A 25,927-nucleotide genomic window follows, 5' to 3' on the forward strand; every position below is an offset into this window, starting at 1 on the left:
CGACGACGCGCGCCGGACCGGTCGCAGCCGCTCCCGGCACGATCAGACCTCGCGCCGAGCGTCCCGCCCCGACGCGAACCGACTGAGCGCTCCGGTCGACGCGAGTGCCCTGACGAGTGCCCAGCCGACGACACCGGCGAGGATTGCGCCCGAGACGAGCAGCGAACCGAGGTAGATCGCGTTGAACTCGACACCCTTCTCGAGGTTGCCCGACATGACGAGTTCGAGGAGCCACGCGCCGGCCCCGGCACCGGCACCGGCGAGGATCGCCGGAACGAGGCCGAAGCGCTTGTACGCGAACGCCGCGAACACCAGCTCGGCACCGAGGCCCTGAGCGAGCCCGGAGTACACCGTCGTGATGCCCCATGCGTTGCCGATGAGGGCGGAGACGATCGCCCCGATGGTCTCGACGAGGAGGGCGGCGCCGGGCTTCCGGATGATGAGTCCGCCGAGCACCCCGCCGAGGAGCCAGATCCCGACGGCGATCCCGCCGAAACCGGGCGTGACGGCGCTGGCACCCGCGTACCAGAGTGATCCGATCGTGTTCCACGCCCAGAAGATGAGGCCGGTCGCGACGCCGAGTACGGCGACCACGACGATGTCGACGACCCTCCAGCGCAAGGTCCGCGACACAGCGCGTTCAGAGGGTGAGATCTTGGTCGATGCTGACACGATACGTGCCCTTCCTGTAGACGGAAAAGAGCACGGGATAGCGAGAAATGGTCTCCCTGCGCTGGCATGATCCAGATCAGGTTCGACGGTCGAAGGCGAATACCTTCCTCTCAGCCCGGTTCACCGGACTCCCGTGGTGGCACGAGTCTAACCCCTGCCGTGCGCGGTCGCACGACAGGGGTTGGACGGAGGGGGCTACTTCTTGAGGGCCTTGATGAGGCCGGCGAGCGCCTTGCCGCTCACCCAGATGAACGGGATCGCGACGGCGATCAGCGAGATGAGGTTCGGGTCGAAACGGAGACCCTCGTCGGTCTTGATGTAGGCACCGACGGGGATGGAGACGCCACCGCCGCCACCGCCGCTCGGGGCGTCGTCGCCGTCGCCCTCGGAGCCGCCGCCGAAGCCGTAGTACGTCAGCGCGACGGGCACGAGCTTCGTCCCGTCGATGTCCTGCTGCTCCCCATAGGCCGCGGTCACGCCGAGCCCCTTCGCCTGTTCTGCCAGCTTCTCCACGAGATTCGTCATACGGCGAGGCTATCGCTCGGCATCTCCCGGTCCAAGGGGTTGATCCGTGCTCGCAGCACCCTGCGAGTCCCCGCGACTGCCGAGTCCGCGACGCCTCGGCTTCCCGAGGAGGGAGGCGGGGGCGATCGCGAGATCGCCGAACCGGCTTGCGACCCGGTCGATCGTCTGCTCGGCTTCACGCCACTCCTCGTCCGGGTCCCAGAGCCCGGCACCGGCCTCATCGGCCGGGACGAGCTGGTCGACCTTCACCCCCACGAGGCGCACGAGGCGTCCGCCACGATCGAGGTCGTCGAACAGCGAGGCCGCTTCGTCGTACACCCGCCGGCCCACGTTCGTGGCTTCGCCGATGGTGCGCGACCGGGTGACGACGCTGAAGTCCGCATAGCGCACGCGGATGCTGATCGTCCGGCCGGCGTAGCCGCCCTTCCGGAGTCGGATCGCGACGAGGCCGGCGAGGTTCAGCAACTCGCGCTTGAGGATGGTCGGGTCGGAGACGTCCGTCGGGAAGGTCACCTCGTGGCTGACGCTCTTCTCACGTCGTGCCAGCTCGATGCCGCGCGGATCGATCCCGTTCGCGAGCTCGAGGAGTCGGCGACCGGAGGCCTCACCGACCGCGCGTTGGAGCATCGACAGCGGGGTGGAGGCGAGCTGACCGATGGTCCGGATGCCACGGTTCGTCAGCTGCTCCTCCGTCCGACCACCGACGCCCCACAGTGCACCGACCGGCAACGGGTGGAGGAACGCCAGGGTCTCGTCGGCCGGCACGACCAGCAGACCGTCGGGCTTGGACAGGCCGGAGGCGAGCTTCGCGACGTACTTCGTCGCCGCCAGGCCCACCGAGCACGGCAGGCCGGTCGCGTCGAGGACCCGTTGCTTCACGAGCGCGGCGATCGTCCGCGGGCTCCCGAGCAACCGGACCGCGCCGGAGACGTCGAGGAAGGCCTCGTCGATGCTCAGGGGCTCGACGAGCGGCGTGACCGACTCGAACACCTCCATCACCCGGTCGGAGTACTCGCGGTACCGGCCGTGGTGGGGCGGCAGCACGACGGCGCTCGGACAGAGCCGCATCGCCTGGGACACCGGCATCGCCGCGCGCACGCCGTACCGGCGAGCCTCGTAACTGGCGGAGGTGACGACCGACCGCCCCTCCTTGTTGCCGACGATGATCGGCAGACCGCGCAGCTCGGGCCGTTCCAAGAGCTCGACCGAGACGAAGAACGCGTCCATGTCGACATGGAGGATGGGGGTACCGCTGTCGTCGGCATCGTGCGCCGAGACGCGACGAGACGCTCCATCCTGCCGACTCATGCCTCCATTGTCGCAGTCGCCTCCGACACGCTCTCCACAGGGGCCGAGGCGGGAGGGCCCGGCGACGCTAGGCTGTCCGGCGATGAGCACGCGAACGCGGACCGGGTCGGCCCCGGCGGTCCCAGACCTCTCCGGGCGGGACCTCGCCCTCGACCTCGTGCGCGTCGCCTGCGTCGTCACGGTGGTCGTCGTCCACCTCCTGATGGTCGCCGTGGCGGTCGAGCCGGACGGCGCGATCGGCATCTCCCGGGCGCTCGAGCAGCAGCCGTGGTTCGATACGGGCACCTGGTTCGGCCAGATCATGCCGATGTTCTTCATCGTGGGCGGCTTCGCGACGATCACCGGCTGGCGCAGCACCGTCCGACGTGGTGGCGGGACCAGCGACTTCCTCCGGTCCCGGGTCTTCCGACTCGCCCTGCCGACGATCCCGGTCCTGCTCTTCCTCGCCGCAGGGCTGTGGCTCGCCGGGGCGCTCGCTGTCGACCCCGCCATCATCGAGGCCGTCGCCGCCGGCGTCGGCTCCCCGCTCTGGTTCCTGGCCGCCTACCTGCTGTGCCAGGCGGTCGCGCCTTTCCTGGCCACCTGGCACGACCGCAACCCCGTCCTGACCTGTGCGGCCCTGCTGGCCGGCGTGATCCTCGTCGACGTCGTCCGGTACTCGACCGGCCTCCTCGGCATCGGTCTCGTCAACCTGGTGTTCGTCTGGCCGCTGCTGCAGCAGTTCGGGTTCTTCCTGGCCGATGGTCGTCTCCGCACCGTCCCTCGCCTCGTCCTCGTGGCCGTGGTGCTCGTCTCCTACGGTGCGCTCGTGCCGATCACGACCTGGCTGCCGTACTCGACCAGCATGCTCGGCAACCTCAACCCACCGACCCTCCCCCTCGTCGTCCTCGGCGTCGGGCAGCTCGCCCTGCTCGCCCTGGTGCACCCGCTGCTCACGGCGATCATGCGGACCCGCGCCGCGCGAGCCGTCGTCTTCCTCATCGGGTCCCGGCTGATGACGGTGTACCTCTGGCATCTCCCCCTGATCATCGCGGTCGCCGGTCTCCAGCTCGCCCTCGGCATCCCCTTCGCGGAACCGCTGAGCGCGGCATGGTGGTGGACCCGACCGGTCGTGCTGCTCGTCGTCGCGGTCCTGCTCGCGGGCGTCGGCACACTCCTCGGCCGCGTCGAGCACCCCCGCAAGCTGCGCCTCGACCCGGAGCGCAAGCCGACACACGTCGCCGTGTGGATCGCGCTCACGAGCGCCTTCATCATGCCCTTCGCGGAGATCTCCCACCCGCTCACCGCCGCGATGGCGGCTGCCGGCGCTGTCGGCTCGATCATCGCGGTCGTGCTTCTGAACCCGACCCGTCGGCCGGTCGAGCGCGTCGCGAGCGGATCAGACCAGGCCGTGGACCAGCGGCCGTAGCCATTCGCGGAAGGCCTCCCGGTCGTCCCGGAGCGACTCACTGACCACGATCGTGTCGGGCGCGACCACCCAGGCCCCCGGTCGGCAGATCGGAAGCACCTCGAGGTCCAACCGGAACGAGCTGGATTGCCGACGCAACTCGAACTGGCGCTCGCGGATGAGTTCGTAGACGTCGGTGAGACGGCTCGGCGATCGACCTGCGAGCGCGCGTTCGTACTCACGGATACGAGCCGACGCCCATCGGTGCGCCTCGTCGTACGCCCGGTAGGCGAGCTCCTGCAGGTCGAGGGCTCGATCGAACACCTCGAAGTGTGGTGGACGGACCTCGGCCATGAAGAGGCGCGTGTCGCGACGAGCGATCCCGGTCCACCAGCCGTCGAACTGGACCGCGAGCGCGTCGAGGTCGAGGCCGGCGACGTCGATCCGCTCCAGCCCCGGCGTGACGGCGGGAAGCTGCGCGACGCATCGCTCCCCGAGCCCTGCCATGTCGCGGAACGCGAGCGCCAGCATGAGAGCCATCGGAGCGTCTTCCGTGACCTGCCACCGCATGGTGCCTTCGACCAGCATGGCGGAAGTGTATGCCGGGCCAGCAGTCGGCACCAGGGCTTCCCCTGGCCGACGACATCGGGCCCGTGCCGCCGTCGTCGACGCTGGCACGGGCCCGATGGTGCAGCAGTGACCGCTACTGCGAGGCGCGTTCCAGGACGAGTTCGCGCACACGTGCCGCATCGGCCTGTCCGCGCATCGCCTTCATCACGGCGCCGATGACCGCGCCGGCCGCCTGGACCTTGCCGTCGCGGATCTTGGCGAGGACGTCAGGCTGAGCGGCCAGTGCCTCGTCGATGGCGGCGATCAGCGGACCGTCGTCGGACACGAGCGCGAGACCGCGAGCGTCGATGACCTCCTGAGGAGTGCCCTCCCCGTCGATGACGCCCTCGAGCACCTGGCGCGCGAGCTTGTCGTTGAGCGTTCCGTCCTCGACGAGCGCAGCGAGTGCCGCGACGTGCTCGGGCGACACGAGGCTCGTCGCCTCGACGTCGCGCTGGTTCGCGATCCGCGAGATCTCACCCGTCCACCACTTCCGTGCGGCTGCCGGAGCGGCGCCGGCCTCGACGGTGGCCGTGATCTCGTTCAGCAGACCACCGTTCACGACGTCCTGGAACTCCAGGTCGGTGAAGCCCCACTCGCTCTTCAGCCGACGGCGGCGGACCGCCGGCTGCTCGGGCAGGGCCGCTCGGAGTTCCTCGATGAGTTCGGGCGACGGCACGACCGGGAGCAGGTCGGGCTCCGGGAAGTACCGGTAGTCGTCGGCGTCACTCTTCGGCCGGCCGGCCGACGTGGCCCCGGTGTCCTCGTGCCAGTGCCGCGTCTCCTGGACGATGGACCCGCCGTCCTTAAGGATCGCCGCCTGCCGCTGGATCTCGTAGCGGACGGCGCGCTCGACGGAACGCAGGGAGTTCACGTTCTTCGTCTCCGTGCGCGTACCGAGCTTCTCCTGGCCGCGAGGGCGCAGCGAGATGTTCGCGTCGCAGCGGAGGTTCCCACGCTCCATCTTCGCGTCGGAGATACCGAGCGCCACGACGATGTCGCGGATCGCGGAGACGTAGGCCTTCGCGATCTCGGGCGCCCGGTGCTCGGTGCCGTAGATCGGCTTCGTGACGATCTCGACGAGCGGCACACCCGCGCGGTTGTAGTCGACGAGCGAGTACTCGGCACCCTGGATACGGCCGGTGGAACCGCCGATGTGCGTGAGCTTGCCGGCGTCCTCCTCCATGTGCGCGCGCTCGATCGGCACCGTCACGATGGTGCCGTCGGCCAGCTCGACGTCGACCGAGCCCTCGAAGGCGATCGGCTCGTCGAACTGCGAGATCTGGTAGTTCTTCGCGAGGTCGGGGTAGAAGTAGTTCTTCCGTGCGAACCGGCTCGAGGGTGCGATCGAGCAGCCGAGGGCGAGCCCGAGGCTGATCGAGTACCGCACCGCCTGCTCGTTCACGACCGGGAGCGACCCGGGCAGACCGAGGCAGACCGGCGAGATGTTCGTGTTCGGAGCGTCGCCGAAGCCGTTCGGTGCCGAAGAGAACATCTTCGTCTTGGTGTTCAGCTCGACGTGCACCTCGAAGCCGAGCACCGGCTCGTACAGTTCGAGGGCTTCTTCGTAGGAGAGGAGCTTGTCCTTGGCCATGGGTTACCGACCTCCGAGAGCGGGTGCCTGCGAGATGAGGGTGTGCCCCCACGTCGATTCGAGGAGCGCCTCGAGGGCGGCGCCGACCCGGTAGAGCCTGGCGTCCTCCCGTGCTGGCGCCATAAACTGGATGCCGACGGGCAGACCGTCTTCGGGCGCGAGACCGATCGGCACGCTGATGCCGGGCACGCCGGCGAGGTTCGCCGGGATGGTGGTGACGTCGTTCAGATACATCGCCAGCGGGTCGTCGATGCGCTCGCCCAGCTTGAACGCCGTCGTCGGGGCGCTCGGGCTCACGAGGACGTCGACCTGGTCGAACGCCGCCGCGAAGTCGCGCTGGATGAGCGTCCGGACCTTCTGGGCGCTGCCGTAGTAGGCGTCGTAGTAGCCCGCGCTGAGCGCGTAGGTGCCGAGGATGATCCGTCGCTTCACCTCGGGACCGAAACCGGCCTCGCGCGTCGCGGACATGACCTGCTCGACCGTGCCGCCACCCTCGGGCGTGACCCGCATCCCGAAGCGCACCGAGTCGAACTTCGCGAGGTTGCTCGACGCTTCGGCCGGGAGGATGAGGTAGTAGGCGGCGACGGCGTACTCGAAGTTCGGAGCGGAGACCTCGACGATCTCGGCACCGTTCGCCTCGAGGACCGCGAGCGCCTCCTGGAAGCGGCTCTTCACACCGGCCTGGAAGCCTTCACCGTTGAGCTCGGTGACGACGCCGACCCGCAGACCGCGCAGCACGTCGCCACGCGCGCCCTCGCGGGCCGCAGCGGCCATCGAGGGCCACGCGTCGCGGAGCGAGGTGGAGTCGAGGGCGTCGTGCCCGGCGATGACGTCGTGGAGGAGGCCCGAGTCGAGGACCGTGCGGCTGACCGGTCCGACCTGGTCGAGCGAGGAGGCGAGTGCGATCGCCCCGTAGCGGCTGACCGCGCCGTAGGTGGGCTTCACGCCGACCGTGCCGGTCACGTGCGCCGGCTGGCGGATGGACCCACCGGTGTCGCTGCCGAGGGCGATGGGCGCCTCGAACGCGGCGACCGCGGCAGCGGAGCCACCGCCGGAACCGCCGGGGATGCGGTCGAGGTCCCACGGGTTGTGGGTCGGGCCGTACGCCGAGTGCTCCGTGCTCGAGCCCATGGCGAACTCGTCCATGTTCGTCTTGCCGAGCGGCACGAGACCGGCGGCACGTGACCGCGCGACGACGGTCGCGTCGAAGGGCGACAGGTACCCATCGAGGATCTTGCTCCCCGAGGTGGACGGCATGTCCGTCGTCACCAGGACGTCCTTGATGGCGAGCGGGACGCCCGCCAGCTCGCCGAGGTCCTCGCCAGCGGCACGGCGTGCGTCGATGTCGGCGGCGACGTCGAGCGCGTGGTCCGACACGTGGAGGAAGGCGTGGACGTCGCCGTCGACCTGCGCGATGCGGTCGAGGTGCGCCTGGGTGGCTTCGACGCTGGAGACCTCGCCCGCGCGGAGCTTGCTCGACAGCTCCGCTGCCGTGAGACCGATCAACCCGCTCACTGCTCCTCCCCCAGGATCGCCGAGACCTTGAAGCGGCCGTCGGCCGATTCCGGCGCGTTCTGCAGCGCCTGTTCGCGCGTGAGCGTGTTGCCGACGACGTCGTCGCGGTACACGTTCTCGAGCGGGATCGGGTGGCTCGTCGCCGGGACGTCAGGCGTGGCCACCTGCTGCACCTTCTGGATGTTGTCCACGATGGAGTCGAGCTCCGTCGTGAGGTGGGCGATCTCGTCCTGGCTCAGGGCGATTCGAGCGAGGTTCGCGAGATGCGCGACCTGCTCGGTAGTGATTTCCGACATGCGTCTCCCGTACGTGTAGCGGTGGCGGTCGCTCCAGTCTATTCGCCAGGGACGTGGTCGTCCGTCGGGCTCCGCCCCTACAGTGGAACGGTGACCCAGAACGACTCGAGCAGCCGTCCCCGTCCCCCGCACGAGCGTCCGTGGCTCGCGAGCTACGCCGCCGACGTGCCGGACGACATCCCCGAGCAGACCGGCAGCCTCGGCGATCTCGTCGAGGCCTCGGCGGCGAGCTACCCGGACGCGGTCGCGCTGGAGTTCTTCGGGTCCACCACCACCTACACGGAGCTCGAGGCGCTGATCGCCCGTGCCGCCGCGGGCCTGCGCGCACTCGGTGTCCGGGCGGGCGACCCCGTCGCCCTCATGCTCCCGAACTGCCCGCAGCACATCGTCGCGTTCTACGCCGTCCTCAGGCTGGGCGCCGTCGTCATCGAGCACAATCCGCTCTACACCCCCAAAGAGCTCCGCCACCAGTTCGAGGACCACCGCGCGACGTTCGCGATCGTCTGGGACAAGGTCGCCGAGCACCTGCAGGACTTCCCGGCCGACCTGGCGGTGCACTCGCTCGTGACGATCGACGTGACCCGGGCGATGCCGCTCCACATGCGCGCCGCTCTCCGTCTGCCCATCCCGAAGGCGAGAGCCTCACGGGCCCAGCTCACCGCACCGGTCTCGGGCACGGTGCGGTGGGAGCAGCTCCTGACCTCGGCGCCGCTGCCGGCGAGCCACCCGAAGCCCGCGACCGACGCCCTCGCGCTCATCCAGTACACGAGCGGGACGACCGGCTCGCCCAAGGGGGCCGCACTCACCCACGGCAACCTGCTCGCGAACGCGGCGCAGTCCCGAGCCTGGGTGCCCACGGTGAAGCGCGGGGAGGCCGTCGTCTACGCGGTGCTCCCGATGTTCCACGCCTACGGCCTGACGCTCTGCCTGACCTTCGCCATGAGCATGGGCTCGCGCCTCGTCCTCTTCCCGAAGTTCGACCCGGCGCTCGTCCTCAAGGTCATGAAGAAGCGACCGCCGACCTTCCTGCCCGCCGTACCGCCCATCGCCGACCGGCTCCTGACCGCGGCGACCGAGCAGGGCGTGTCGCTGCAGGGCACCGAGATCGCCATCTCGGGCGCGATGCCACTGCCGCACGACCTCGTCGTCCCGTTCGAAGCCGCGTCCGGCGGCTTCCTCGTCGAGGGCTACGGGCTCTCCGAGTGCTCACCGGTCATCTCCGCGAACCCGGTCTCGACCGCACGGAAGCCCGGGACCATCGGCCTCCCGCTGCCGAGCACCGAGGTGCGCGTCGTGGATCCCGACGACCCGGAGACCGACCGTCCGGCCGGCGAGGCGGGCGAGCTGCTCGTCCGCGGCCCGCAGGTCTTCCACGGCTACTACAACAAGCCCGAGGAGACCGCCGCCGTCCTGCTCCCAGGCGGCTGGTTCCGCACCGGCGACATCGTGTCCATCGACGAGGAGGGGTTCATGACCGTCGTCGACCGGATCAAGGAGCTCATCATCACCGGCGGGTTCAACGTGTCGCCGAGCGAGGTCGAGCAGGTGCTCCGCGGACACGCGTCGGTCGCCGACGCCGCCGTCGTCGGTCTCCCCGATCCCCACTCCGGCGAGCAGGTCGTCGCGGCCGTCGTCGCGGCTCCCGGTGCCACCGTGGATCCGGATGCCCTCCGAGCCTGGGCGCGGGAGATCCTCACCCCGTACAAGGTGCCAAAGCGGGTCGTCGTCGTCGACGAACTCCCCAAGTCGCTCATCGGCAAGGTGCTGCGGCGCCAGGTCCGCGACGAGCTGCTGCAGGCCGACCAGGACTGAGCTCAGTCCGTGGGCGCCTCGTCGGCGGACGCTGCGCCCTCGGCCTCGTCCTCGGCCGGGACGTCCGGCTCGCCGAGCGCCGCCGGACCCTCGGAGACGAGCAGGGCGAACTGCTCGGCGTCGATGATCCGCAGACCGAGCGCTTCGGCCTTGGCGAGCTTCGACCCGGCACCCGGGCCGGCGGCGACGAAGTCGGTCTTCTTCGAGACGCTCGAGGCAGCCTTCCCTCCCGCCTGCACGATCGCTTCCAGCGCACCCTCCCGGGTGAAGCCCTCGAGCGAACCGGTGGCGACGACGGTGACACCCGACAGCACCCCGCCGGCCGCGACAGCGGCGCCCGGCCCCGGGTGTCCCGGAGTCGCCCACTGCACGCCCGCCGCAGTCCACTCCTCGACGATCTCGCGATGCCAGTCGACCTCGAACCAGGCGATGAGCGCATCGGCGATGATCCCGCCCACGCCGTCGACCTCCGCGAGCTCGTCGCGGGTGGCCGCACGGATGGCATCGAGCGAACCGAAGTACTCCGCGAGTGACCGGGCGGCGACCGGGCCGACGTGGCGGATGTTGAGTGCCACGAGCAACCGTGCGAGCGGGCGGGTCTTCGCGCCGTCGAGGTTGGCGAGGAGTTCGATCGCGTTCTTGGACGGCACCGAGGACTCGTCACCGTCGAACTCGGCCGCGGCGGGATCGTGCACGCCGTCCTTCTTGGCGCGTCGGCGGCGGAAGGGCGTGACGCGCTTCTCGGATCCGTCCTCGTTGAGCTTGGGCAGGCCGGTCTCGTTGTCGCGGACGATCACCGTGACCGGGAAGATGTCGGCCATCGTGAGCGAGAAGAGTCCGGCCTCGGTCGTCAGCGGTGGTTCCGCGGGCTCCACCGGCTGGGTGAGCGCCGCTGCCGCCACCTCGCCGAGCGCCTCGACGTCGAGCGCGCCACGGGAGCCGATGTGCTCGACGCGTCCGCGCACCTGCGCCGGGCAGCTCCGCGCGTTCGGGCAGCGCAGGTCGATGTCGCCCTCCTTCGCGGGGGCGAGGGTGGTACCGCACTCGGGGCAGTGCTCGGGCATGACGAACTCGCGCTCCGAACCGTCGCGGAGCTCGACCACCGGGCCGAGGACCTCGGGGATGACGTCGCCGGCCTTCCGGAGGACGACGGTGTCACCGATGAGCACCCCCTTCGCCTTCACGACGTCCTGGTTGTGCAGGGTCGCCTGACGCACCTCGCTGCCGGCGACGAGCACCTTCTCCATGACGGCGAACGGGGTGGCGCGACCGGTGCGCCCGACGCTCACGACGATGTCGAGCAGCTTCGTGTTCACCTGCTCGGGCGGGTACTTGTAGGCGATGGCCCATCGCGGAGCACGACTCGTCGCGCCGAGCTCGCCGTGGAGCGCGAGATCGTCGACCTTCACGACGACGCCGTCGATCTCGTGCTCGACGCTGTCGCGGTGGGCGCCGAAGTACTCGATGAACTCCGCCGCACCGGTCGCCTCGTCGTGGACCCGGTAGTGCGAGGAGGTCGGGAGCCCCCAGCTGTGCAGCAACTCGTAGACCTGTGACTGCCGAGCGACTGGTGGCTGTTCCCACGCGCCGATGCCGTGGACGAGCATCTGCAGGCGGCCGAGCCGGTCGTGCATGAGTGCGAGCTGGGCCGGGTTCTTGCTCTCCGCCTTCTGGCGCAGGGAACCGCTCGCCGCGTTGCGCGGGTTGGCGAAGACCCGTTCACCGGCCGCCGCCTGGTTGGCGTTCAGTTCGCGGAAGGCCTCGACCGGGAAGAAGATCTCGCCCCGGACCTCGACGACCTCCGGGAACTCGACCTCGGGGTCGGACGAGGTCAGTCGCTCGGGGATGGAACGGATGTACCGCACGTTCTCCGTAACGTCCTCGCCGACGACGCCGTCGCCTCGCGTGGCCGCGCTCACGAGGCGGCCGCGCTCGTACCGGAGGTTGATGGCGAGGCCGTCGATCTTCAGTTCGCAGAGGTACTGGACGGACCCTCCGGCGTCGCGCTCGACCTTGGCGGCCCAGGCGAGGAACTCCTCGATCGAGAAGACGTTGTCGAGGCTGAGCATGCGCTCGAGGTGCGTGACCGGGGCGAACAGCGTGGTCTCGGCGCGCCCGCCGACGGTCTGGGTGGGGCTGTCCTGGCTCTGCAGCTCGGGGAACAGACGCTCGAGCTCCTCGAGCCGCCGGAGCATCGCGTCGTACTCTTCGTCGGAGGCGAGCGACTCGTCTCGCTCGTAGTACGCGTCGCGGAGCTCGAGGATGCGCGAGGTGAGTTCCTCGGCCTCGGTCGATGCCTGCTGGAGGGTCTGTCCGGTGCTGTTCGCCACGGCGTCCAGTCTACGAGCGGCGTCCGACACCGGCGGGCGCTTGACACCCGGCACGTCCTCCCGGATGTGCGCAACGGGGTCGGGGCGGGTCTCATCGAGGAGTAGGGTGTCGCAGTGCCGCAGGAACCATGCGCGCGGAATCGGAGGAACCATGTCCCAGTCCAGCAGTCCGGGAACGGGGGCGGCTCCTACCAGCAAGCAGCTGACCGCGCGCGTCATCGGCATCTCCGTCTCGGCCGCGGTCGGTGGCTTCCTCTTCGGATTCGACTCATCCGTGGTGAACGGCGCGGTCGACGCGATGCAGGACCACTTCGCGCTCAGTGAGGCGCTCATCGGCTTCGCGGTCGCGTCAGCGCTGCTCGGTTGCGCGCTCGGCGCCTACCTCGCGGGCCGGATCGCCGACAGCCGCGGTCGCATCTTCACGATGCTGCTCGGTGCAGGCCTGTTCTTCGTCTCCTCCTTCGGAGCCGGCTTCGCCTTCTCCCCCTGGGACCTCGTCATCTGGCGCATCGTCGGCGGGCTCGGTATCGGCATCGCCTCGGTCGTGGCTCCGGCGTACATCGCGGAGATCGCACCGAGCGCCATCCGGGGCCGGCTCGCCTCGCTGCAGCAGCTCGCCATCACGCTCGGCATCTTCGCCGCGCTCCTGTCCGACTCCGTGCTGGCGGGCGCCGCCGGCGGCGCGTCGAACCCGCTGTGGTTCGGCGTCGAGGCCTGGCGCTGGATGTTCATCGCGTGCGCACTCCCGGCCGTGGTCTACGGCGTGCTGGCGATGCGGCTCCCCGAGTCGCCCCGGTTCCTCGTCCGCAAGGGCAAGTCGGACGAGGCCCGTCGGATCTTCGCGACCGTCTGGCCACAGGAAGAGGTGGATCGCGCCGTCAAGCTCGCCGAGCAGGCGGTGAAGGACGATGAGCAGCAGAAGAAGGCGACCCTCTGGGGCGGACGCTTCGGGCTCCTGCCGATCGTCTGGATCGGCATCATCCTGTCGATCTTCCAGCAGTTCGTCGGCATCAACGTGATCTTCTACTACTCGACGACGCTGTGGAAGGCCGTCGGGTTCCAGGAGTCCGATTCGCTCCTCATCTCGGTCATCACGTCGGTGACGAACGTCGCGGTCACCATCGTCGCCATCCTGCTCGTGGACCGCATCGGTCGACGGCCGATCCTCCTCGCGGGCTCCATCGGCATGACGGTCTCGCTCGGTGCGATGGCGATCGCGTTCACACAGTCGGTGACCGACAGCGCCGGCGAGGTGTCGTTGCCCCAGCCGTGGGGGACGATCGCCCTCGTGGCCGCCAACGTGTTCGTGGTCGCGTTCGGCGCGTCGTGGGGACCGCTCGTCTGGGTGCTCCTCGGCGAGATCTTCCCGAACCGCCTGCGCGCGAAGGCACTCGGTGTCGCGGCGATGGCGCAGTGGATCGCGAACTTCCTCATCACGGTCAGCTTCCCGGCCCTCGCCGCGTTCTCCCTGCCGGTGACCTACGGCATGTACGCGCTGTTCGCGCTCCTCTCGTTCGTCTTCGTCCTCGCGAAGATCCCTGAGACGAACGGCCTGACGCTCGAGGAGGCGGAGACCCTCTTCGTCAAGAAGCCCAAGAAGTCCAAGGCGGGCGCACCGTCCCGATCCTGAGACCGACGCGGAACGCCCGACGAGCCTGGCTCGTCGGGCGTTCCGTCGTTCCGGGGTCGTCAGGCGGAGGCGGCGGCTCCGACGGGTACCGCGCTGACGGTGCGGTCGATCGTGAACTGACCGAGGACGCGCGTCCCGCTGTACAGCACGGCGGTCTGTCCGGGAGCGACGCCGTCGAGCGGCGTCTCCGGGTGGACGACGAGTTCACCACCGACGAGCGTCAGCGCGGCGGGGACCGGGTCCGCGTGCGCACGGATCTGGACGTCGCACGGGATCGGTTCGGCACCGACCTCCGGAGCCCTCCCAGCCCAGGTGAAGCGCGAGCCGGCGATCTCGCCGATGGCGAGCGCCTCCTTCGGCCCGACGACGACCGTGTTGTCCTTCGGACGCACCTCGAGGACGAAGCGGGGACGTCCGTCCGGCGCCGGCACGCCGAGGTGCAGGCCCTTGCGCTGGCCGACGGTGAACGCGTGGGCACCCTCGTGCGAACCGACGACGGCTCCGTCGCGGTCGAGGACCTGGCCGGTCTCGGTACCGACCCGCTCCCCCAGCCAGCCCTTCGTGTCGCCGTCGGGGATGAAGCAGATGTCGTGGCTGTCGGGCTTGTTCGCCACCGTGAAGCCGCGCTCAGCGGCCTCGGCACGGACCTCGGCCTTCGACGGCGTCGCCCCGAGCGGGAACATCGAGTGCGCGAGCTGTTCGGCGGTGAGCACGCCCAGGACGTACGACTGGTCCTTCGCCCAGGCACTCGCCCGGTGCAGTTCTCGATCACCCTCGGGGCTCGTGACGATCGTGGCGTAATGGCCGGTCACGACCGCGTCGAACCCGAGGTCGAGCGCCTTCTCGAGCAATGCGGCGAACTTGATCTTCTCGTTGCATCGCATACACGGGTTCGGGGTCCGGCCGGCGCGGTACTCGGCGATGAAGTCGTCGACCACGTCGAGCTTGAAGCGCTCCGAGAAGTCCCACACGTAGTACGGGATGCCGATCAGGTTCGCCGCACGCTGGGCGTCCATCGAGTCCTCGATGGTGCAGCACCCGCGACTGCCGGTCCGGAGCGTACCCGGCATCCGGCTGAGCGCCAGGTGGACGCCGACCACCTCATGGCCCGCGTCGACGGCGCGTGCCGCTGCCACGGCGGAGTCGACTCCGCCACTCATCGCTGCCAGAACTTTCACCGGGCAAGTCTATGCGCCAGCCGCCGGACGGCCACCCGCAAGCAGCGACGGGAGGGCTGCTCAGGGACGAGCGCCCAGTGCCGTGTCGCGGTCGGCGGAACCGGCCCGACTCGCCTGCGCGTACGCGCGCGGCAGCGCCTGGAGGAAGTCGTCCACGTCGCCCTCGGTCGTCGTCCGGCCCAGCGTGATCCGGAGGACCGATCGGGCCTCGGTCTCCGGGCGTCCCATCGCGAGCAGGACATGCGACGGTTCCGGGACGCCGGCCTGGCAGGCGGAACCCGTCGAGACCGCCACCCCTGCGAGGTCGAGCAGGAAGAGCATCGAGTCCCCCTGTGCGCCGGGGAACACGAAGTTCGCGTTCGACGCGAGTCGCTCGCTGGGATCACCCGTCAGCTCGGCCTCCGGAACGGTCGCCCGCACGCCGGCCACGAGTCGGTCGCGCAAGGCGCTGAGACGCTCCTGTTCCGCGGTCCGCTCGAGCGCCATGAGCTCTGCGGCGACGGCGAATCCGACGGCTGCCGCGACGTCCTGCGTGCCGGAGCGGAGTCCGCGTTGCTGTCCGCCACCGTGCTGCAAGGGCTCGACCACGGCTGCGCGACTCACGACCAGGGCTCCGATCCCCACGGGACCACCGATCTTGTGCGCGGAGACGCTGAGCGCGACGAGACCACCGGCACCGACGGATCCGGATGCGGCGCGAAGGTCGGCGAGGTCGATGGGGAGGTGTCCGTAGGCCGAGACCGCGTCCAGGTGGAACGGCACCTCGGACGCTGCGGCGAGCGCCGCCAGCCGGACGACGGGCTGGATGGTGCCGACCTCGTTGTTCGCCCAGAGCGCCGTCGCCACGGCGATGTCGGGGCCGTGGTCGGCGAAGTGCGCGGCCGCCGTGTCGAGTGAGACCCGGCCGAGGTCGTCGAGCGGGATCCAGAGCGGGGATGCACCCTCGTGGCGCTCGAGCCACTCGACGGTGTCGAGCGTGGCGTGGTGCTCCCCCGCGGGTGCGAGCACGGCGGCGCGGCGTCGATCCTGCTGGCGGTGCCAGTAGAGACCCTTGAGGGCGAGGTTGATGGATTCGGTGCCGCCGGAGGTGAAGACGAGTTCGATGGGGTCGCATCCGAGGGTCGCCGCGACCCGCTCACGTGCCTCTTCGAGGAGGCGGCGGGCCTGTTGCCCGGGGCCGTGGATGGAGGCCGGGTTGCCGACGGTCGCCATCGCGGACGCGTAGGCCTCGATCACCTCGGATCGCACCGGGGTCGTCGCGGCGTGGTCCAGGTACACCACCATGCCGCTCCTCCCCTCGCCGCGTTGTCCGCGGATCTTCGCGCACTCCCGCACTCACTACTGTAGAACCCATGAACGCTGGTGACCCCTTCCACGATCTCGGCGTCCGCCTCGGCCCGTCCGGTGGTGAGCTCCGTGTGTGGTCCGAGCATGCGGATGCCCTCGAACTCGTGATCTTCGACGACAAGGATCTGAACTGGATCACCCACTCGGTCGAGATGACCCGCGACGACGACGGTGTCTGGAGTGGGAGTTCCGAGGAGCTGGTGCTCGGCCGACGCTATGCGGTCCGCGCCTCCGGGCCGTCCTCGCCGAACAACGCCTTCGACCCGAGCCTCCTGCTGCTCGACCCCTACGCCCGCGGCCTCGCCCGGGTGTCGGCAGAGCAGTGGCGGTCCGTCGTCGTCGACGACGCGTTCGACTGGGGCGGTGTGCAGAAACCCCGTGTCCCGCTCGACCGGACCGTCGTGTACGAGGCGCACGTCAAGGGGCTGAGCAAGCTGCACCCCGACGTGCCGGAGGAGCTGCGGGGCACGTACGCGGGCCTCGCCCACCCCGCGATGATCGCGCATCTGCACGACCTCGGGGTGACGAGCGTCGAACTGCTTCCGGTGCACGCGTTCACCTCTGAGCAGCGTCTCATCAAGCAGGGCCTCGTCAACTACTGGGGCTACAACACCCTGAACTTCTTCAGTCCACACGCCTCCTACGCGACGAAGACGGCGCAGGCGGGAGGCGCGGACGAGGTCCTCCGCGAGTTCAAGGGCATGGTGAAGCTGCTGCACGAGGCCGGCCTCGAGGTCATCCTCGACGTCGTCTACAACCACACCGCCGAAGAGGGGCCCGGCGGCCCCCGCACGAGCTTCCGCGGCATCGACAACGCGACCTACTACCGTCAGGACGCCACCGGCGCCTACATCGACGTGACGGGCTGCGGCAACACCGTGGACTTCGGCCACCCGGTCCCCCAACAGCTCGTGCTCGACTCGTTGCGGTACTGGGCGGACGAGGTGCAGATCGACGGCTTCCGGTTCGACCTCGCTGCGACGCTCGGTCGGAACGAGGCGGTCGAGTTCACGCCCGACCACCCCCTGCTCGAGGCGATCGTCCACGACCCGTCGCTCGTCGACGCGAAGATGATCGCCGAGCCCTGGGACGTCGGGATGGGCGGCTGGCAGACGGGGAACTTCCCCGCCGGGTGGCACGAGTGGAACGACCGGTACCGGGATCGCGTCCGCAACTTCTGGCTCTCCGACATCGACTACGCGAGACGGGCGGACGCCCCTGTCGGGATCGGTGGGTTCGCGACCCGTCTGGCCGGATCGAGCAACACCTTCTCCGCTGAGCGCGGTCCGCTGGCCTCCGTCAACTTCATCACGGCCCACGACGGGTTCACCCTGGCCGACCTCGTCTCGTACGACGTCAAGCACAACGTCGGGAACGGCGAATCCAACCGCGACGGGACGGACAACAACCGTTCCTTCAACCACGGTGCCGAGGGCCCGACGGACGACCCCGCGATCCTCGCCGCTCGTCGCAAGGCGATGCGGAACCTGCTCGGCACGCTCCTGCTGTCGGCGGGTGTCCCGATGCTCACGGCTGGCGACGAGTTCGGGCGGAGTCAGCGCGGCAACAACAACGCCTACTGTCACGACTCCGAACTGACGTGGGTCGGGTGGACGAGGGAGCCCTGGCAGGACCAGTTGCTCGCACACAGCCGCCGGCTCCTCGAACTGCGCCGCGAACACCCCGCCCTCCGACCGGAGCATTTCGCCGCCGCCGGGACGACGGTGCCCGGCGCGAGCGTCATGGACTGGTTCGACGCGTCTGGCGGGACCATGAGCACCGAGGACTGGACGAGTCCACGGAACCGGACGTTGCAGTTCTTTTCGACGAGCACGCCGGAGTCCGAGGAGCTCGACCGCGTGCTGCTCATCGTGCACGGCGTCGAGCAGCCGGTCGAGGTCACCTTGCCCCAGCACGAGGGCGTGACCGCGTTCGTGCGCATCTGGAACTCCGCAGACGACGCACCGACGTCCGAGGAGGAGCAGTTCGTCCCCGGCCAGACGGTCCCGGTCTCGGCCACGTCGATGCAGCTCTTCCGAGCCGTCTGACGATGGCGAAACGGAGGGCCGAGGGCGGTGGCACCCCGGCGACGGTGACGTTGACCTCGCTGGGCATCCCGTTCACCCCGCGCTCCTACCGACACGATCCGTCGGTGACGGCCTTCGGGCTCGAAGCAGCCGCAGCGCTCGGGGTCGACCCGCCCAGGGTGCTCAAGACCCTGCTGGCGGAGGTGGACGGGTCGCTCGTCGTCGCGATCGTCCCGGTCACCGACCAACTCGACCTCAAGGCGCTCGCGACGGCCCTCGGCGGGAAGCGGGCGACGATGGCGGACCCCGCCGTCGCCGAGCGCAAGACGGGCTACGTGGTCGGCGGCATCAGCCCGATCGGGCAACGCACCACGCTCCCGACGGTGCTCGACGAGAGCGCCTTCGAGCACGAGACGGTGTTGGTCTCGGGTGGTCGGCGCGGGTTCGACCTCGAACTCGCCCCATCGGACCTCGGATCGGCCGTGTCCGCCGTCGTCGCGCGGATCGCCAGATAGTCGGATCCCTCGGCGCGCCGGTCCGGGGGTCGTACCGGCGCGTCGGGAGAGATCGCCCTACTGGTCCGCCACGGCGACGAGCCCGAGTTCCGCGGGGGTGAGGAGCAGCTCGTGTCTCGGCACGATGCGCACCGTGTACCCGAACCCGCCGGCCCGATCGAGGGGAAGCGTCCCGGCGTACTCGAGTGTGTGCTCCGGCCGACTCGTCGACGGGGACTGCTGCTGCTCGAGCGGCTGCGTCCGGATGTCGAGCAGTTCACCCCCGGCACCGGGCACCCCGTAGACCACCTCGACGGTCACGTCCTCGGGTGACAGCGATCCCAGTTGGACGTAGGCGCGCAGCCGCAGCACGTCACCGACCTGCGGGACCGCGTCGACACCGCCGCTCTCGACATGGGCGACCGCCAGCTGTGGCCAGGCCTCGCGCACCCGCTGCTTGTAGGCTGCCAGCTCGCGTGCCCGCTGCTGATCGGACGCGTTCAGCTCGCGCTCCATCGCCGCCGCCGGGAGGTACATGCGCTCCGTGTACTCGCGGACCATGCGGTCGGCGCTGAGCGGTTCGGACAGCGTCGAGATCGTGTGTCGCACCATCTGCATCCAGCGCTGCGGCAGCCCGTCGTCCTCGCGCTCGTAGAACCGCGGTACCAGCTGGTGCTCGAGGATCTCGTACAGTGCCGTGGCCTCGAGGGCGTCGCGTTCCTCGTCGTCCGCCGCCCCGTCCGCCGACGGGATGACCCAACCGTTCTCGCCGTCCGCGTACTCGTTCCACCATCCGTCGAGGATCGACAGGTTCAGTGCTCCGTTGAGTGCGGCCTTCATACCGGAGGTCCCGCAGGCCTCGAGGGGACGCAGCGGGTTGTTCAACCACACGTCACAGCCGGGGTAGAGCGTCTTGGCCATCCCGATGCCGTAGTCCGGTAGGAAGACGATGCGCGATCGGAGCTCGGGATCCTGGGCGAACTGTACGAGGCGCTGGATGAGCCGCTTGCCGTCGTCGTCCGCCGGGTGTGCCTTGCCCGCGACGACGATCTGGACGGGCCGTTCGGGGTGGAGCAGGATCGCGCGCAGTCGGTCGGGATCGCGCAGCATGAGGGTGAGCCGCTTGTAGCTCGGCACCCGCCGGGCGAACCCGATCGTCAACACCTCGGGGTCGAGCAGTTCGTCGATCCAGGACGGGAGCACCGCTTGCGGGTTCTGGGTCCGATACCCGTCGGCGATCCGGCGCCGCACGTCGGCGACGAGGCGCTCCCGCATCCCGTGCTTGCGCGACCAGAGCTCGGCGTCCGGGAGCGACGGATCGGACCAGTCCGCCCGACTCGTGTCGGTCGTCCCCCACCGGTCCACGGCGAGGTCGACGAGCGACGGATCCGTCCAGCTCGGGGCGTGGACGCCGTTCGTGATGGACGTGATCGGCACGTCCGAGACGTCGAAGCCGGGCCAGAGCCCTCGGAACATCGCGCGGCTCACCTCACCGTGCAACCGACTGACGCCGTTCGCGCGCTGCGCCAGACGCAGGCCCATGATCGCCAGGTTGAAGACGTCGGCCGAGCCGCCGTTCGCCGTCTCGTCGCCGAGTGCGAGGGCGTCCTGTGCGGCGACGCCCGGGAGCAGGTCACCGCTGAAGTACCGCGTGATCACCTCGCGGTCGAACCGGTCGATCCCGGCCGGAACGGGGGTGTGCGTCGTGAAGACGGTCCCGCCCCGCACGAGCTGCAGCGCCTCGTCGAAGGAGAGCCCGTTGCCGACGAGGTCGCTGATCCGCTCGAGTCCCAGGAAACCGGCATGGCCTTCGTTGGAGTGGTAGACCTGCGGCAGCGCGTGGTCCGTGAGCTCGCTCCACTGCTTGATCGCTCGGACGCCGCCGATGCCGAGGAGGAGTTCCTGCAGGAGGCGGTGCTCGCCGCCACCGCCGTACAACCGGTCCGTCACGCCGCGCAGGTCGGCGACGTTCTCCGGGATGTCCGTGTCGAGCAGCAGCAGTGGCACCCGACCGACCTCGGCGATCCAGACCCGTGCCGACAGGCTCCGGTCGTCCGGGAGCGCCAGGGTGACGGTGACCGGTGTCCCGTCCGGCTCCCGGAGCACCGTGACCGGGAGTCCGTCGGGGTCCTGCACGGGATAGGACTCCTGCTGCCAGCCGTCGTTCGTGATCGACTGCGCGAAGTATCCGGAGCGGTAGAGGAGGCCCACGCCGACGAGCGGCACCCCCAGGTCGGAAGCGCTCTTCAGGTGGTCGCCGGCGAGGATGCCGAGTCCGCCCGAATACTGCGGCAGGGCCGCGGCGATACCGAACTCGGGCGAGAAGTAGGCGATCGTCTGCGGTTTCGGGTCCGGAAGACCCTGGTACCACCGCGGCTCCTCCAGGTACCGGCGGAGGTCGGCGTGCAAGGCGTCGGCGCGGCCGACGAAGTCCGCATCGGCGGCGAGTTCCGCCAGTCGCTCCGGTGTCACGAGTCCGAGGCCGCTGATCGGATCGTGGTCGGACTCGCGCCAGACGTCCGGTGCGATCTCGTCGAACAGGCGCTGCGTCGGCTCGTGCCACGACCACCGCAGGTTCGCAGCGAGGGCCGTGAGCGAGGTCAGGGACTCGGGGATGAGCGCGCGGACGGTAAACCTGCGGATAGCCTTCACGCGCTCACTCTATGGCAACCGCAGCGGCCGCTCAGGACACGGCCGCGCCCGAGGCCTTAGCATGACGCGCGACACCCCGCGCGCCCCTTCATCGGTGGTCGTTTCGCGGTACGGTCGGACCAGTGGCACCGAAGGAGATGGAACGCACTATGCCGAAGTCAGTACCGCAGTCCTCCACCGTCGACGACGCCGGACCGGTGTCGCTCACGCTGTCCCCGAGCATCGGGCGCATCCCGATCCTGGATCCGACGCCCTCGGTCGAAGGTGGCCGTTGGCCGGCCAAGGCGTTCTCGGGCGAGGTGGTGCCGTTCGGCGCGACCGCGTTCCGCGAAGGGCACGACCTCATCGGCGTCGAGCTCCTGTTGACCGACCCGCGCGGGAAGACGGTCGCGCATCGGATGTCCCCCGGCGCCCCGGGCACTGACCGATTCGAGGTCGAGGTCCAACTCGCGACGGAGGGCCCCTGGCGGTACCAGGTCCGCGCCTTCGCCGACGAGTTCGCGACCTGGGAGCACAACGCCCGGGTCAAGATCGAGGCCGGTGTCGACGTCGAGCTCATGTACCTCATCGGCGCCGAACTCCTCGAGCGCGCCGCTACGGACAAGCTCCGCCCGGCGAAGGACCGCCGCTTCCTCACCGCCGCCGCCAAGCTCCTCCGCGACACCGAGGCCGAGCCGGAAGCCCGGTTCGCGGTGCTCGACGATCCAGAACTCCTGGCCATCGCCGACCGTCGGCCGTTCGCCGGTCTCGCGAGCACGAGCGACGAGCGCGTGGTCCGCGTCGAGCGCACCCGGGCCGGCGTCGGTTCCTGGTACGAGTTCTTCCCGCGGTCGGAGGGTGCCGAGCGGAACCCGGACGGCTCCTGGACGTCGGGCACTTTCCGCAGCGCAGCCGGTCGGTTGCCGGCCGTCGCCGCGATGGGGTTCGACGTCCTCTACCTGCCGCCAATCCACCCCATCGGCGTGACGTTCCGCAAGGGACCGAACAACACCCTCACACCCGGCGAGCACGACCCGGGCTCCCCCTGGGCGATCGGTGGTGCCGCGGGCGGTCATGACGCGATCCATCCCGACCTCGGCACGGAGAAGGACTTCGTCGCCTTCGTCCGCCAGGCGAAGAAGGTCGGTCTGGAGGTCGCCCTCGATCTCGCCCTGCAAGCGTCGCCGGACCACCCCTGGGTGACCGAGCACCCCGAGTGGTTCACGACCCTCCCCGACGGCACGATCGCGTACGCCGAGAACCCGCCGAAGAAGTACCAGGACATCTACCCGGTCAACTTCGACAACGACCCCGAGGGCATCCGGGCCGAGGTGTTGCGCATCGTCCGCCACTGGATCTCGCTCGGCGTCCGCATCTTCCGCGTCGACAACCCCCACACCAAGCCGCTCGACTTCTGGGAGTGGTTGCTCGCGACCGTCAACCGGACGGACCCCGACGTCGTGTTCCTCGCGGAGGCCTTCACCCGTCCGGCCCTGCTGCAGGGTCTGGCGAAGGTCGGGTTCCAGCAGAGCTACACCTACTTCACCTGGCGCAACACGAAGGAGGAGCTCGAGGAGTTCCTCGGTGCGGCGGCGACCGAGACCGCCGACTTCCTCCGGCCCAACCTGTTCGTCAACACGCCGGACATCCTCACCGAGTACCTCCAGTTCGGTGGCCGGGCGGCGTACAAGGTGCGTGCGGCGATCGCCGCGACCGCCGCTCCGACGTGGGGGGTCTACGCCGGGTACGAGCTCATCGAGAACGTCGCCCGTCCCGGTGCCGAGGAGAACATCGACAGCGAGAAGTTCGAGTACCGTCCGCGGGACTGGGCCGCTGCGGAAGCCGCCGGCACCTCGCTGTCGCCGTACCTCACCCTGCTCAACCGGATCCGGCGTGCGCATCCCGCCCTCCGGCAGTTGCGCAACATCAGCTTCCACTGGAGCGACGACGACCAGATCCTCGTCTTCAGCAAGCATCTCGACCAGCGGTTCACCGGGACCGGTGAGCACGACACCCTGCTCGTCGTCGCCAACCTCGATCCGCACTCGGTCCGACAGACCATGGTGCACCTCGACCAGACCGTGTTCGGTGGTGTCCCGGGCGGCAGCTTCGACGTCACCGACCTCGTCACGGGAGCCGAGTGGATCTGGTCCGACAGCAACTTCGTGCGCCTCGACGCCTTCACCGAGCCCGTGCACATCCTGAGCGTGAGGATCCGACCATGACGACCAGCCCTGTGACCCCAGACGGAGCCGCTGCACCGAAGCGCTCCGGCCGTCGAGCCGCACCGATGCCGGTCGACGCCACACCGGCGCCCCGGGAGCTCCCGCTCCTCTCCGTCGAGGACTGGATCCTCGACGCCGTCGCGGAGGGCCGCTACCACGATCCGCACGAGATCCTCGGCCAGCACCTGGTCGACCTCGGCGGGGTGAGCGACCCCCTCGTGGTCGTCCGCGCCAGACGCCCGCTGGCAGAGCAGGTGACGGCGGTGCTCGCCAACGGTGCGCGCGTCGAGCTCGCGCACGTCCGCGCCGGCATCTGGCAGGGCTTCCACGTCGACGGCATCATCGACTACACGCTCGACGCCCGCTACAGCGACGGATCGATCTGGAACGCCGACGACCCGTACCGGTTCGCGCCGTCGATCGGCGAACTCGACCTGCACCTCATCGGCGAGGGTCGCCACGAACGACTCTGGGACGCCCTCGGCGCACACGTCACCGAGCTGCGTGGGGTCACCGAGTCGGTCGCCGGCACCGCGTTCGCCGTCTGGGCACCCCACGCACGCGCGGTCCGGGTCATCGGCGACCTCAACTCCTGGGACGGCACCGCGCACGCCATGCGCAACATGGGTGCGACGGGTGTCTGGGAGCTGTTCATCCCCACCATCGGCGCCGGCGAGCTGTACCGCTTCGAGATCCTGACCCAGCGCGGCGACTGGGTCCGTCGGTCCGACCCGATGGCCCGGTTCACCGAGCGCTCCCCCGCCACCGCATCCGTGACCGGTGTCAGCGACTACCGCTGGACCGACGAGGCGTGGCTCGATCGGCGAGCCGCGAGTGATCCGCACAACGGACCCATGAGCGTCTACGAGCTCCACGTCGGCTCGTGGCGTCCCGGGCTCGGCTACCGGGACCTCGCGGACCAGCTCATCGAGTACATCGCGGAGCTCGGCTACACGCACGTCGAGTTCATGCCGCTCGCCGAGCACCCCTTCGGCGGCTCCTGGGGCTACCAGGTCACCGGCTACTACGCGCCGACGAGCCGCTTCGGTTCGAGCGACGACCTCAAGTACCTGATCGACCGTCTCCACGGCGCGGGGATCGGCGTCCTCATGGACTGGGTGCCCGGCCACTTCCCCAAGGACGAGTGGGCCCTCGCGAACTTCGACGGTCAGCCCCTCTACGAGCACCCCGACCCGCGACGTGGCGAACAGCCGGACTGGGGCACCCTCGTCTTCGACTTCGGGCAGCCCCAGGTCAAGAACTTCCTGGTGGCCAACGCCCTCTACTGGCTTGAGGAGTTCCACGTCGACGGCCTGCGCGTCGACGCCGTCGCCTCGATGCTGTACCTCGACTATTCGCGGAAGGACGGCGAGTGGCTGCCGAACGTCCACGGCGGGCGCGAGAACCTCGAAGCGATCAGTCTCCTCCAGGAGGCGAACGCGACGGCCTACCGGCGGAACCCCGGGATCGTCATGATCGCCGAGGAGTCGACGAGTTGGCCCGGCGTCACGGCGCCGACGAGCGCGGGCGGTCTCGGGTTCGGTCTGAAGTGGAACATGGGCTGGATGCACGACTCGCTCCAGTACATCGAGCACGACCCGCTCTACCGGTCACATCACCACGGCGAGATCACCTTCTCGATGGTCTACGCCTTCAGCGAGAGCTTCCTCCTGCCGATCAGCCACGACGAGGTCGTCCACGGCAAAGGCTCCCTCCTCGCGAAGATGCCCGGTGACCACTGGCAGCAACTCGCGAACATGCGCGCCTACCTCGCGTTCATGTGGGCCCACCCCGGCAAGCAGTTGCTCTTCATGGGCCAAGAGTTCGGTCAGCCCTCCGAATGGTCTGAGGAACGCGGTCTCGACTGGTGGATCCTGGACCAGCCGAGCCACCGGGCGCTGCTCGGCCTCGTGTCCCGACTCAACGCCGTGTACACGGAGCACCCGGCGCTCTGGGCCCTGGACCACGACGCCGCCGGCTTCGAATGGCTCGACGCCGGGGACGCGCAGAACAGCGTGCTCTCATTCCTGCGCTGGGACGACGACGGCAACGTGATCGCCGCACTGGTCAACTTCTCCGGCGCCCCCGTCGGCCCGTACCGGGTCGGCCTGCCTCGCGCCGGTCGGTGGGAGGAACTCCTCAACACCGACGCCGTGGAGTACGGCGGATCCGGCGTGGGCAACTACGGATCGATCGAGGCGTCGGCGTCACCGTGGGCAGGACGCCCGGCTTCCGCCGAGCTCACGCTCCCCCCGCTCGGCATGATCTGGCTCAAGCACGTCGGCTGATCAGGCTTCCGCAGCACCCGGATGCACGACGAAGGCCCGCCTCCCGAGGGAGGCGGGCC

General features: G+C 69.7%; 18 protein-coding genes and 1 riboswitch. Of the genes, 7 read left to right on the forward strand and 11 right to left on the reverse strand.

Going from position 1 to position 25,927, the window contains the following annotated elements; translation table 11 throughout:
• Positions 1–42: 42 nt before the first annotated feature.
• From AC4PMY_RS00980 to dinB, 3 genes are all read right to left on the reverse strand, one after another.
• Complete coding sequence (locus AC4PMY_RS00980) at positions 43–633, reverse strand: ECF transporter S component (RefSeq protein ID WP_064295127.1); 591 nt, start codon at positions 631–633, stop codon at positions 43–45.
• A gap of 75 nt (positions 634–708) precedes the next feature.
• A riboswitch (TPP riboswitch) is annotated at positions 709–817 on the reverse strand.
• A gap of 50 nt (positions 818–867) precedes the next feature.
• The gene (locus tag AC4PMY_RS00985) at positions 868–1,197 is read right to left on the reverse strand and encodes a hypothetical protein (RefSeq protein WP_064295126.1); all 330 of its coding nucleotides are present in this window, start codon (positions 1,195–1,197) and stop codon (positions 868–870) included.
• Positions 1,198–1,206: 9 nt separating this feature from the next.
• Positions 1,207–2,505 (reverse strand): DNA polymerase IV, encoded by a 1,299-nt coding sequence (gene dinB, locus AC4PMY_RS00990; RefSeq protein ID WP_064295125.1) that lies wholly within the window; start codon positions 2,503–2,505, stop codon positions 1,207–1,209.
• An 82-nt stretch (positions 2,506–2,587) separates the two neighbouring features.
• On the opposite strand from dinB, the gene AC4PMY_RS00995 reads away from it, so the two are divergent.
• On the forward strand, positions 2,588–3,913 hold the full coding sequence (locus AC4PMY_RS00995; RefSeq protein WP_064295124.1) for an acyltransferase family protein: 1,326 nt from the start codon (positions 2,588–2,590) through the stop codon (positions 3,911–3,913).
• On the opposite strand, the gene AC4PMY_RS01000 is transcribed toward AC4PMY_RS00995, so the two are convergent.
• The 4 genes from AC4PMY_RS01000 to gatC all read right to left on the reverse strand — a co-directional run bounded on the left by AC4PMY_RS01000 (position 3,884) and on the right by gatC (position 7,906).
• Entirely contained in the window at positions 3,884–4,480 is a 597-nt protein-coding gene (locus tag AC4PMY_RS01000) for a hypothetical protein (protein WP_064295123.1), read from the reverse strand. The genes AC4PMY_RS00995 and AC4PMY_RS01000 overlap by 30 nt on opposite strands.
• Positions 4,481–4,595: 115 nt before the next feature.
• Complete coding sequence (gene gatB, locus AC4PMY_RS01005) at positions 4,596–6,095, reverse strand: Asp-tRNA(Asn)/Glu-tRNA(Gln) amidotransferase subunit GatB (protein WP_064295122.1); 1,500 nt, start codon at positions 6,093–6,095, stop codon at positions 4,596–4,598.
• A 3-nt stretch (positions 6,096–6,098) separates the two neighbouring features.
• A complete protein-coding gene (gatA, locus tag AC4PMY_RS01010; RefSeq protein WP_491621790.1) occupies positions 6,099–7,610 on the reverse strand; it encodes an Asp-tRNA(Asn)/Glu-tRNA(Gln) amidotransferase subunit GatA in 1,512 nt (503 codons plus the stop codon).
• Positions 7,607–7,906 carry an Asp-tRNA(Asn)/Glu-tRNA(Gln) amidotransferase subunit GatC gene (gatC, locus tag AC4PMY_RS01015; RefSeq protein ID WP_064295120.1) on the reverse strand — a complete coding sequence of 100 codons (300 nt, stop codon included), beginning with the start codon at positions 7,904–7,906 and terminating at the stop codon, positions 7,607–7,609. The genes gatA and gatC overlap by 4 nt, the downstream gene beginning before the upstream one ends.
• A gap of 90 nt (positions 7,907–7,996) precedes the next feature.
• Here gatC and AC4PMY_RS01020 point away from each other — a divergent pair, with 90 nt between their 5' ends.
• Positions 7,997–9,718 carry a long-chain-fatty-acid--CoA ligase gene (locus AC4PMY_RS01020; protein ID WP_064295119.1) on the forward strand — a complete coding sequence of 574 codons (1,722 nt, stop codon included), beginning with the start codon at positions 7,997–7,999 and terminating at the stop codon, positions 9,716–9,718.
• Between the two features lie 2 nt (positions 9,719–9,720).
• On the opposite strand, the gene ligA is transcribed toward AC4PMY_RS01020, so the two are convergent.
• Complete coding sequence (ligA, locus tag AC4PMY_RS01025; RefSeq protein ID WP_157583391.1) at positions 9,721–12,048, reverse strand: NAD-dependent DNA ligase LigA; 2,328 nt, start codon at positions 12,046–12,048, stop codon at positions 9,721–9,723.
• 151 nt (positions 12,049–12,199) lie between these two features.
• Here ligA and AC4PMY_RS01030 point away from each other — a divergent pair, with 151 nt between their 5' ends.
• On the forward strand, positions 12,200–13,678 hold the full coding sequence (locus AC4PMY_RS01030; RefSeq protein ID WP_064295118.1) for a sugar porter family MFS transporter: 1,479 nt from the start codon (positions 12,200–12,202) through the stop codon (positions 13,676–13,678).
• A gap of 59 nt (positions 13,679–13,737) precedes the next feature.
• Here AC4PMY_RS01030 and mnmA read toward each other — a convergent pair whose 3' ends face one another.
• Positions 13,738–14,856: a tRNA 2-thiouridine(34) synthase MnmA gene (gene mnmA, locus AC4PMY_RS01035; protein WP_231884327.1), complete on the reverse strand. Its 1,119-nt coding sequence runs from the start codon at positions 14,854–14,856 to the stop codon at positions 13,738–13,740.
• A gap of 60 nt (positions 14,857–14,916) precedes the next feature.
• Positions 14,917–16,140, reverse strand: coding sequence for a cysteine desulfurase family protein (locus tag AC4PMY_RS01040; protein ID WP_064295116.1), 1,224 nt, complete (start codon positions 16,138–16,140; stop codon positions 14,917–14,919).
• A 68-nt stretch (positions 16,141–16,208) separates the two neighbouring features.
• Between AC4PMY_RS01040 and glgX the strand changes: the two genes are divergently transcribed.
• Both glgX and ybaK read left to right on the forward strand, forming a co-directional pair.
• On the forward strand, positions 16,209–18,251 hold the full coding sequence (glgX, locus tag AC4PMY_RS01045) for a glycogen debranching protein GlgX (RefSeq protein WP_064295115.1): 2,043 nt from the start codon (positions 16,209–16,211) through the stop codon (positions 18,249–18,251).
• 2 nt (positions 18,252–18,253) lie between these two features.
• Positions 18,254–18,745, forward strand: coding sequence for a Cys-tRNA(Pro) deacylase (gene ybaK / locus AC4PMY_RS01050; RefSeq protein WP_071260869.1), 492 nt, complete (start codon positions 18,254–18,256; stop codon positions 18,743–18,745).
• 57 nt (positions 18,746–18,802) lie between these two features.
• Here ybaK and glgP read toward each other — a convergent pair whose 3' ends face one another.
• A complete protein-coding gene (glgP, locus tag AC4PMY_RS01055; protein WP_064295113.1) occupies positions 18,803–21,376 on the reverse strand; it encodes an alpha-glucan family phosphorylase in 2,574 nt (857 codons plus the stop codon).
• A gap of 149 nt (positions 21,377–21,525) precedes the next feature.
• Here glgP and AC4PMY_RS01060 point away from each other — a divergent pair, with 149 nt between their 5' ends.
• On the forward strand, positions 21,526–23,580 hold the full coding sequence (locus AC4PMY_RS01060; protein ID WP_083397272.1) for an alpha-1,4-glucan--maltose-1-phosphate maltosyltransferase: 2,055 nt from the start codon (positions 21,526–21,528) through the stop codon (positions 23,578–23,580).
• A 65-nt stretch (positions 23,581–23,645) separates the two neighbouring features.
• Complete coding sequence (gene glgB, locus AC4PMY_RS01065) at positions 23,646–25,868, forward strand: 1,4-alpha-glucan branching protein GlgB (protein WP_491622676.1); 2,223 nt, start codon at positions 23,646–23,648, stop codon at positions 25,866–25,868.
• The last annotated feature ends 59 nt before the right edge of the window (positions 25,869–25,927 follow it).

This window comes from Plantibacter sp. MDV22-iso1, assembly GCF_058408345.1.

Bases quoted from the DNA above. Each gene is read 5' to 3' on its own strand.
- AC4PMY_RS01040 (WP_064295116.1), bottom strand. From the start codon at position 16,140: ATGGTGGTGTACCTGGACCACGCCGCGACGACCCCGGTGCGATCCGAG.
- gatB (WP_064295122.1), bottom strand. From the start codon at position 6,095: ATGGCCAAGGACAAGCTCCTCTCCTACGAAGAAGCCCTCGAACTGTAC.
- dinB (WP_064295125.1), bottom strand. From the start codon at position 2,505: ATGAGTCGGCAGGATGGAGCGTCTCGTCGCGTCTCGGCGCACGATGCC.
- AC4PMY_RS01000 (WP_064295123.1), bottom strand. From the start codon at position 4,480: ATGCTGGTCGAAGGCACCATGCGGTGGCAGGTCACGGAAGACGCTCCG.
- AC4PMY_RS00985 (WP_064295126.1), bottom strand. From the start codon at position 1,197: ATGACGAATCTCGTGGAGAAGCTGGCAGAACAGGCGAAGGGGCTCGGC.
- ybaK (WP_071260869.1), top strand. From the start codon at position 18,254: ATGGCGAAACGGAGGGCCGAGGGCGGTGGCACCCCGGCGACGGTGACG.
- AC4PMY_RS01030 (WP_064295118.1), top strand. From the start codon at position 12,200: ATGTCCCAGTCCAGCAGTCCGGGAACGGGGGCGGCTCCTACCAGCAAG.
- gatC (WP_064295120.1), bottom strand. From the start codon at position 7,906: ATGTCGGAAATCACTACCGAGCAGGTCGCGCATCTCGCGAACCTCGCT.
- glgB (WP_491622676.1), top strand. From the start codon at position 23,646: ATGCCGGTCGACGCCACACCGGCGCCCCGGGAGCTCCCGCTCCTCTCC.
- glgX (WP_064295115.1), top strand. From the start codon at position 16,209: ATGAACGCTGGTGACCCCTTCCACGATCTCGGCGTCCGCCTCGGCCCG.
- AC4PMY_RS00995 (WP_064295124.1), top strand. From the start codon at position 2,588: ATGAGCACGCGAACGCGGACCGGGTCGGCCCCGGCGGTCCCAGACCTC.
- AC4PMY_RS01060 (WP_083397272.1), top strand. From the start codon at position 21,526: ATGCCGAAGTCAGTACCGCAGTCCTCCACCGTCGACGACGCCGGACCG.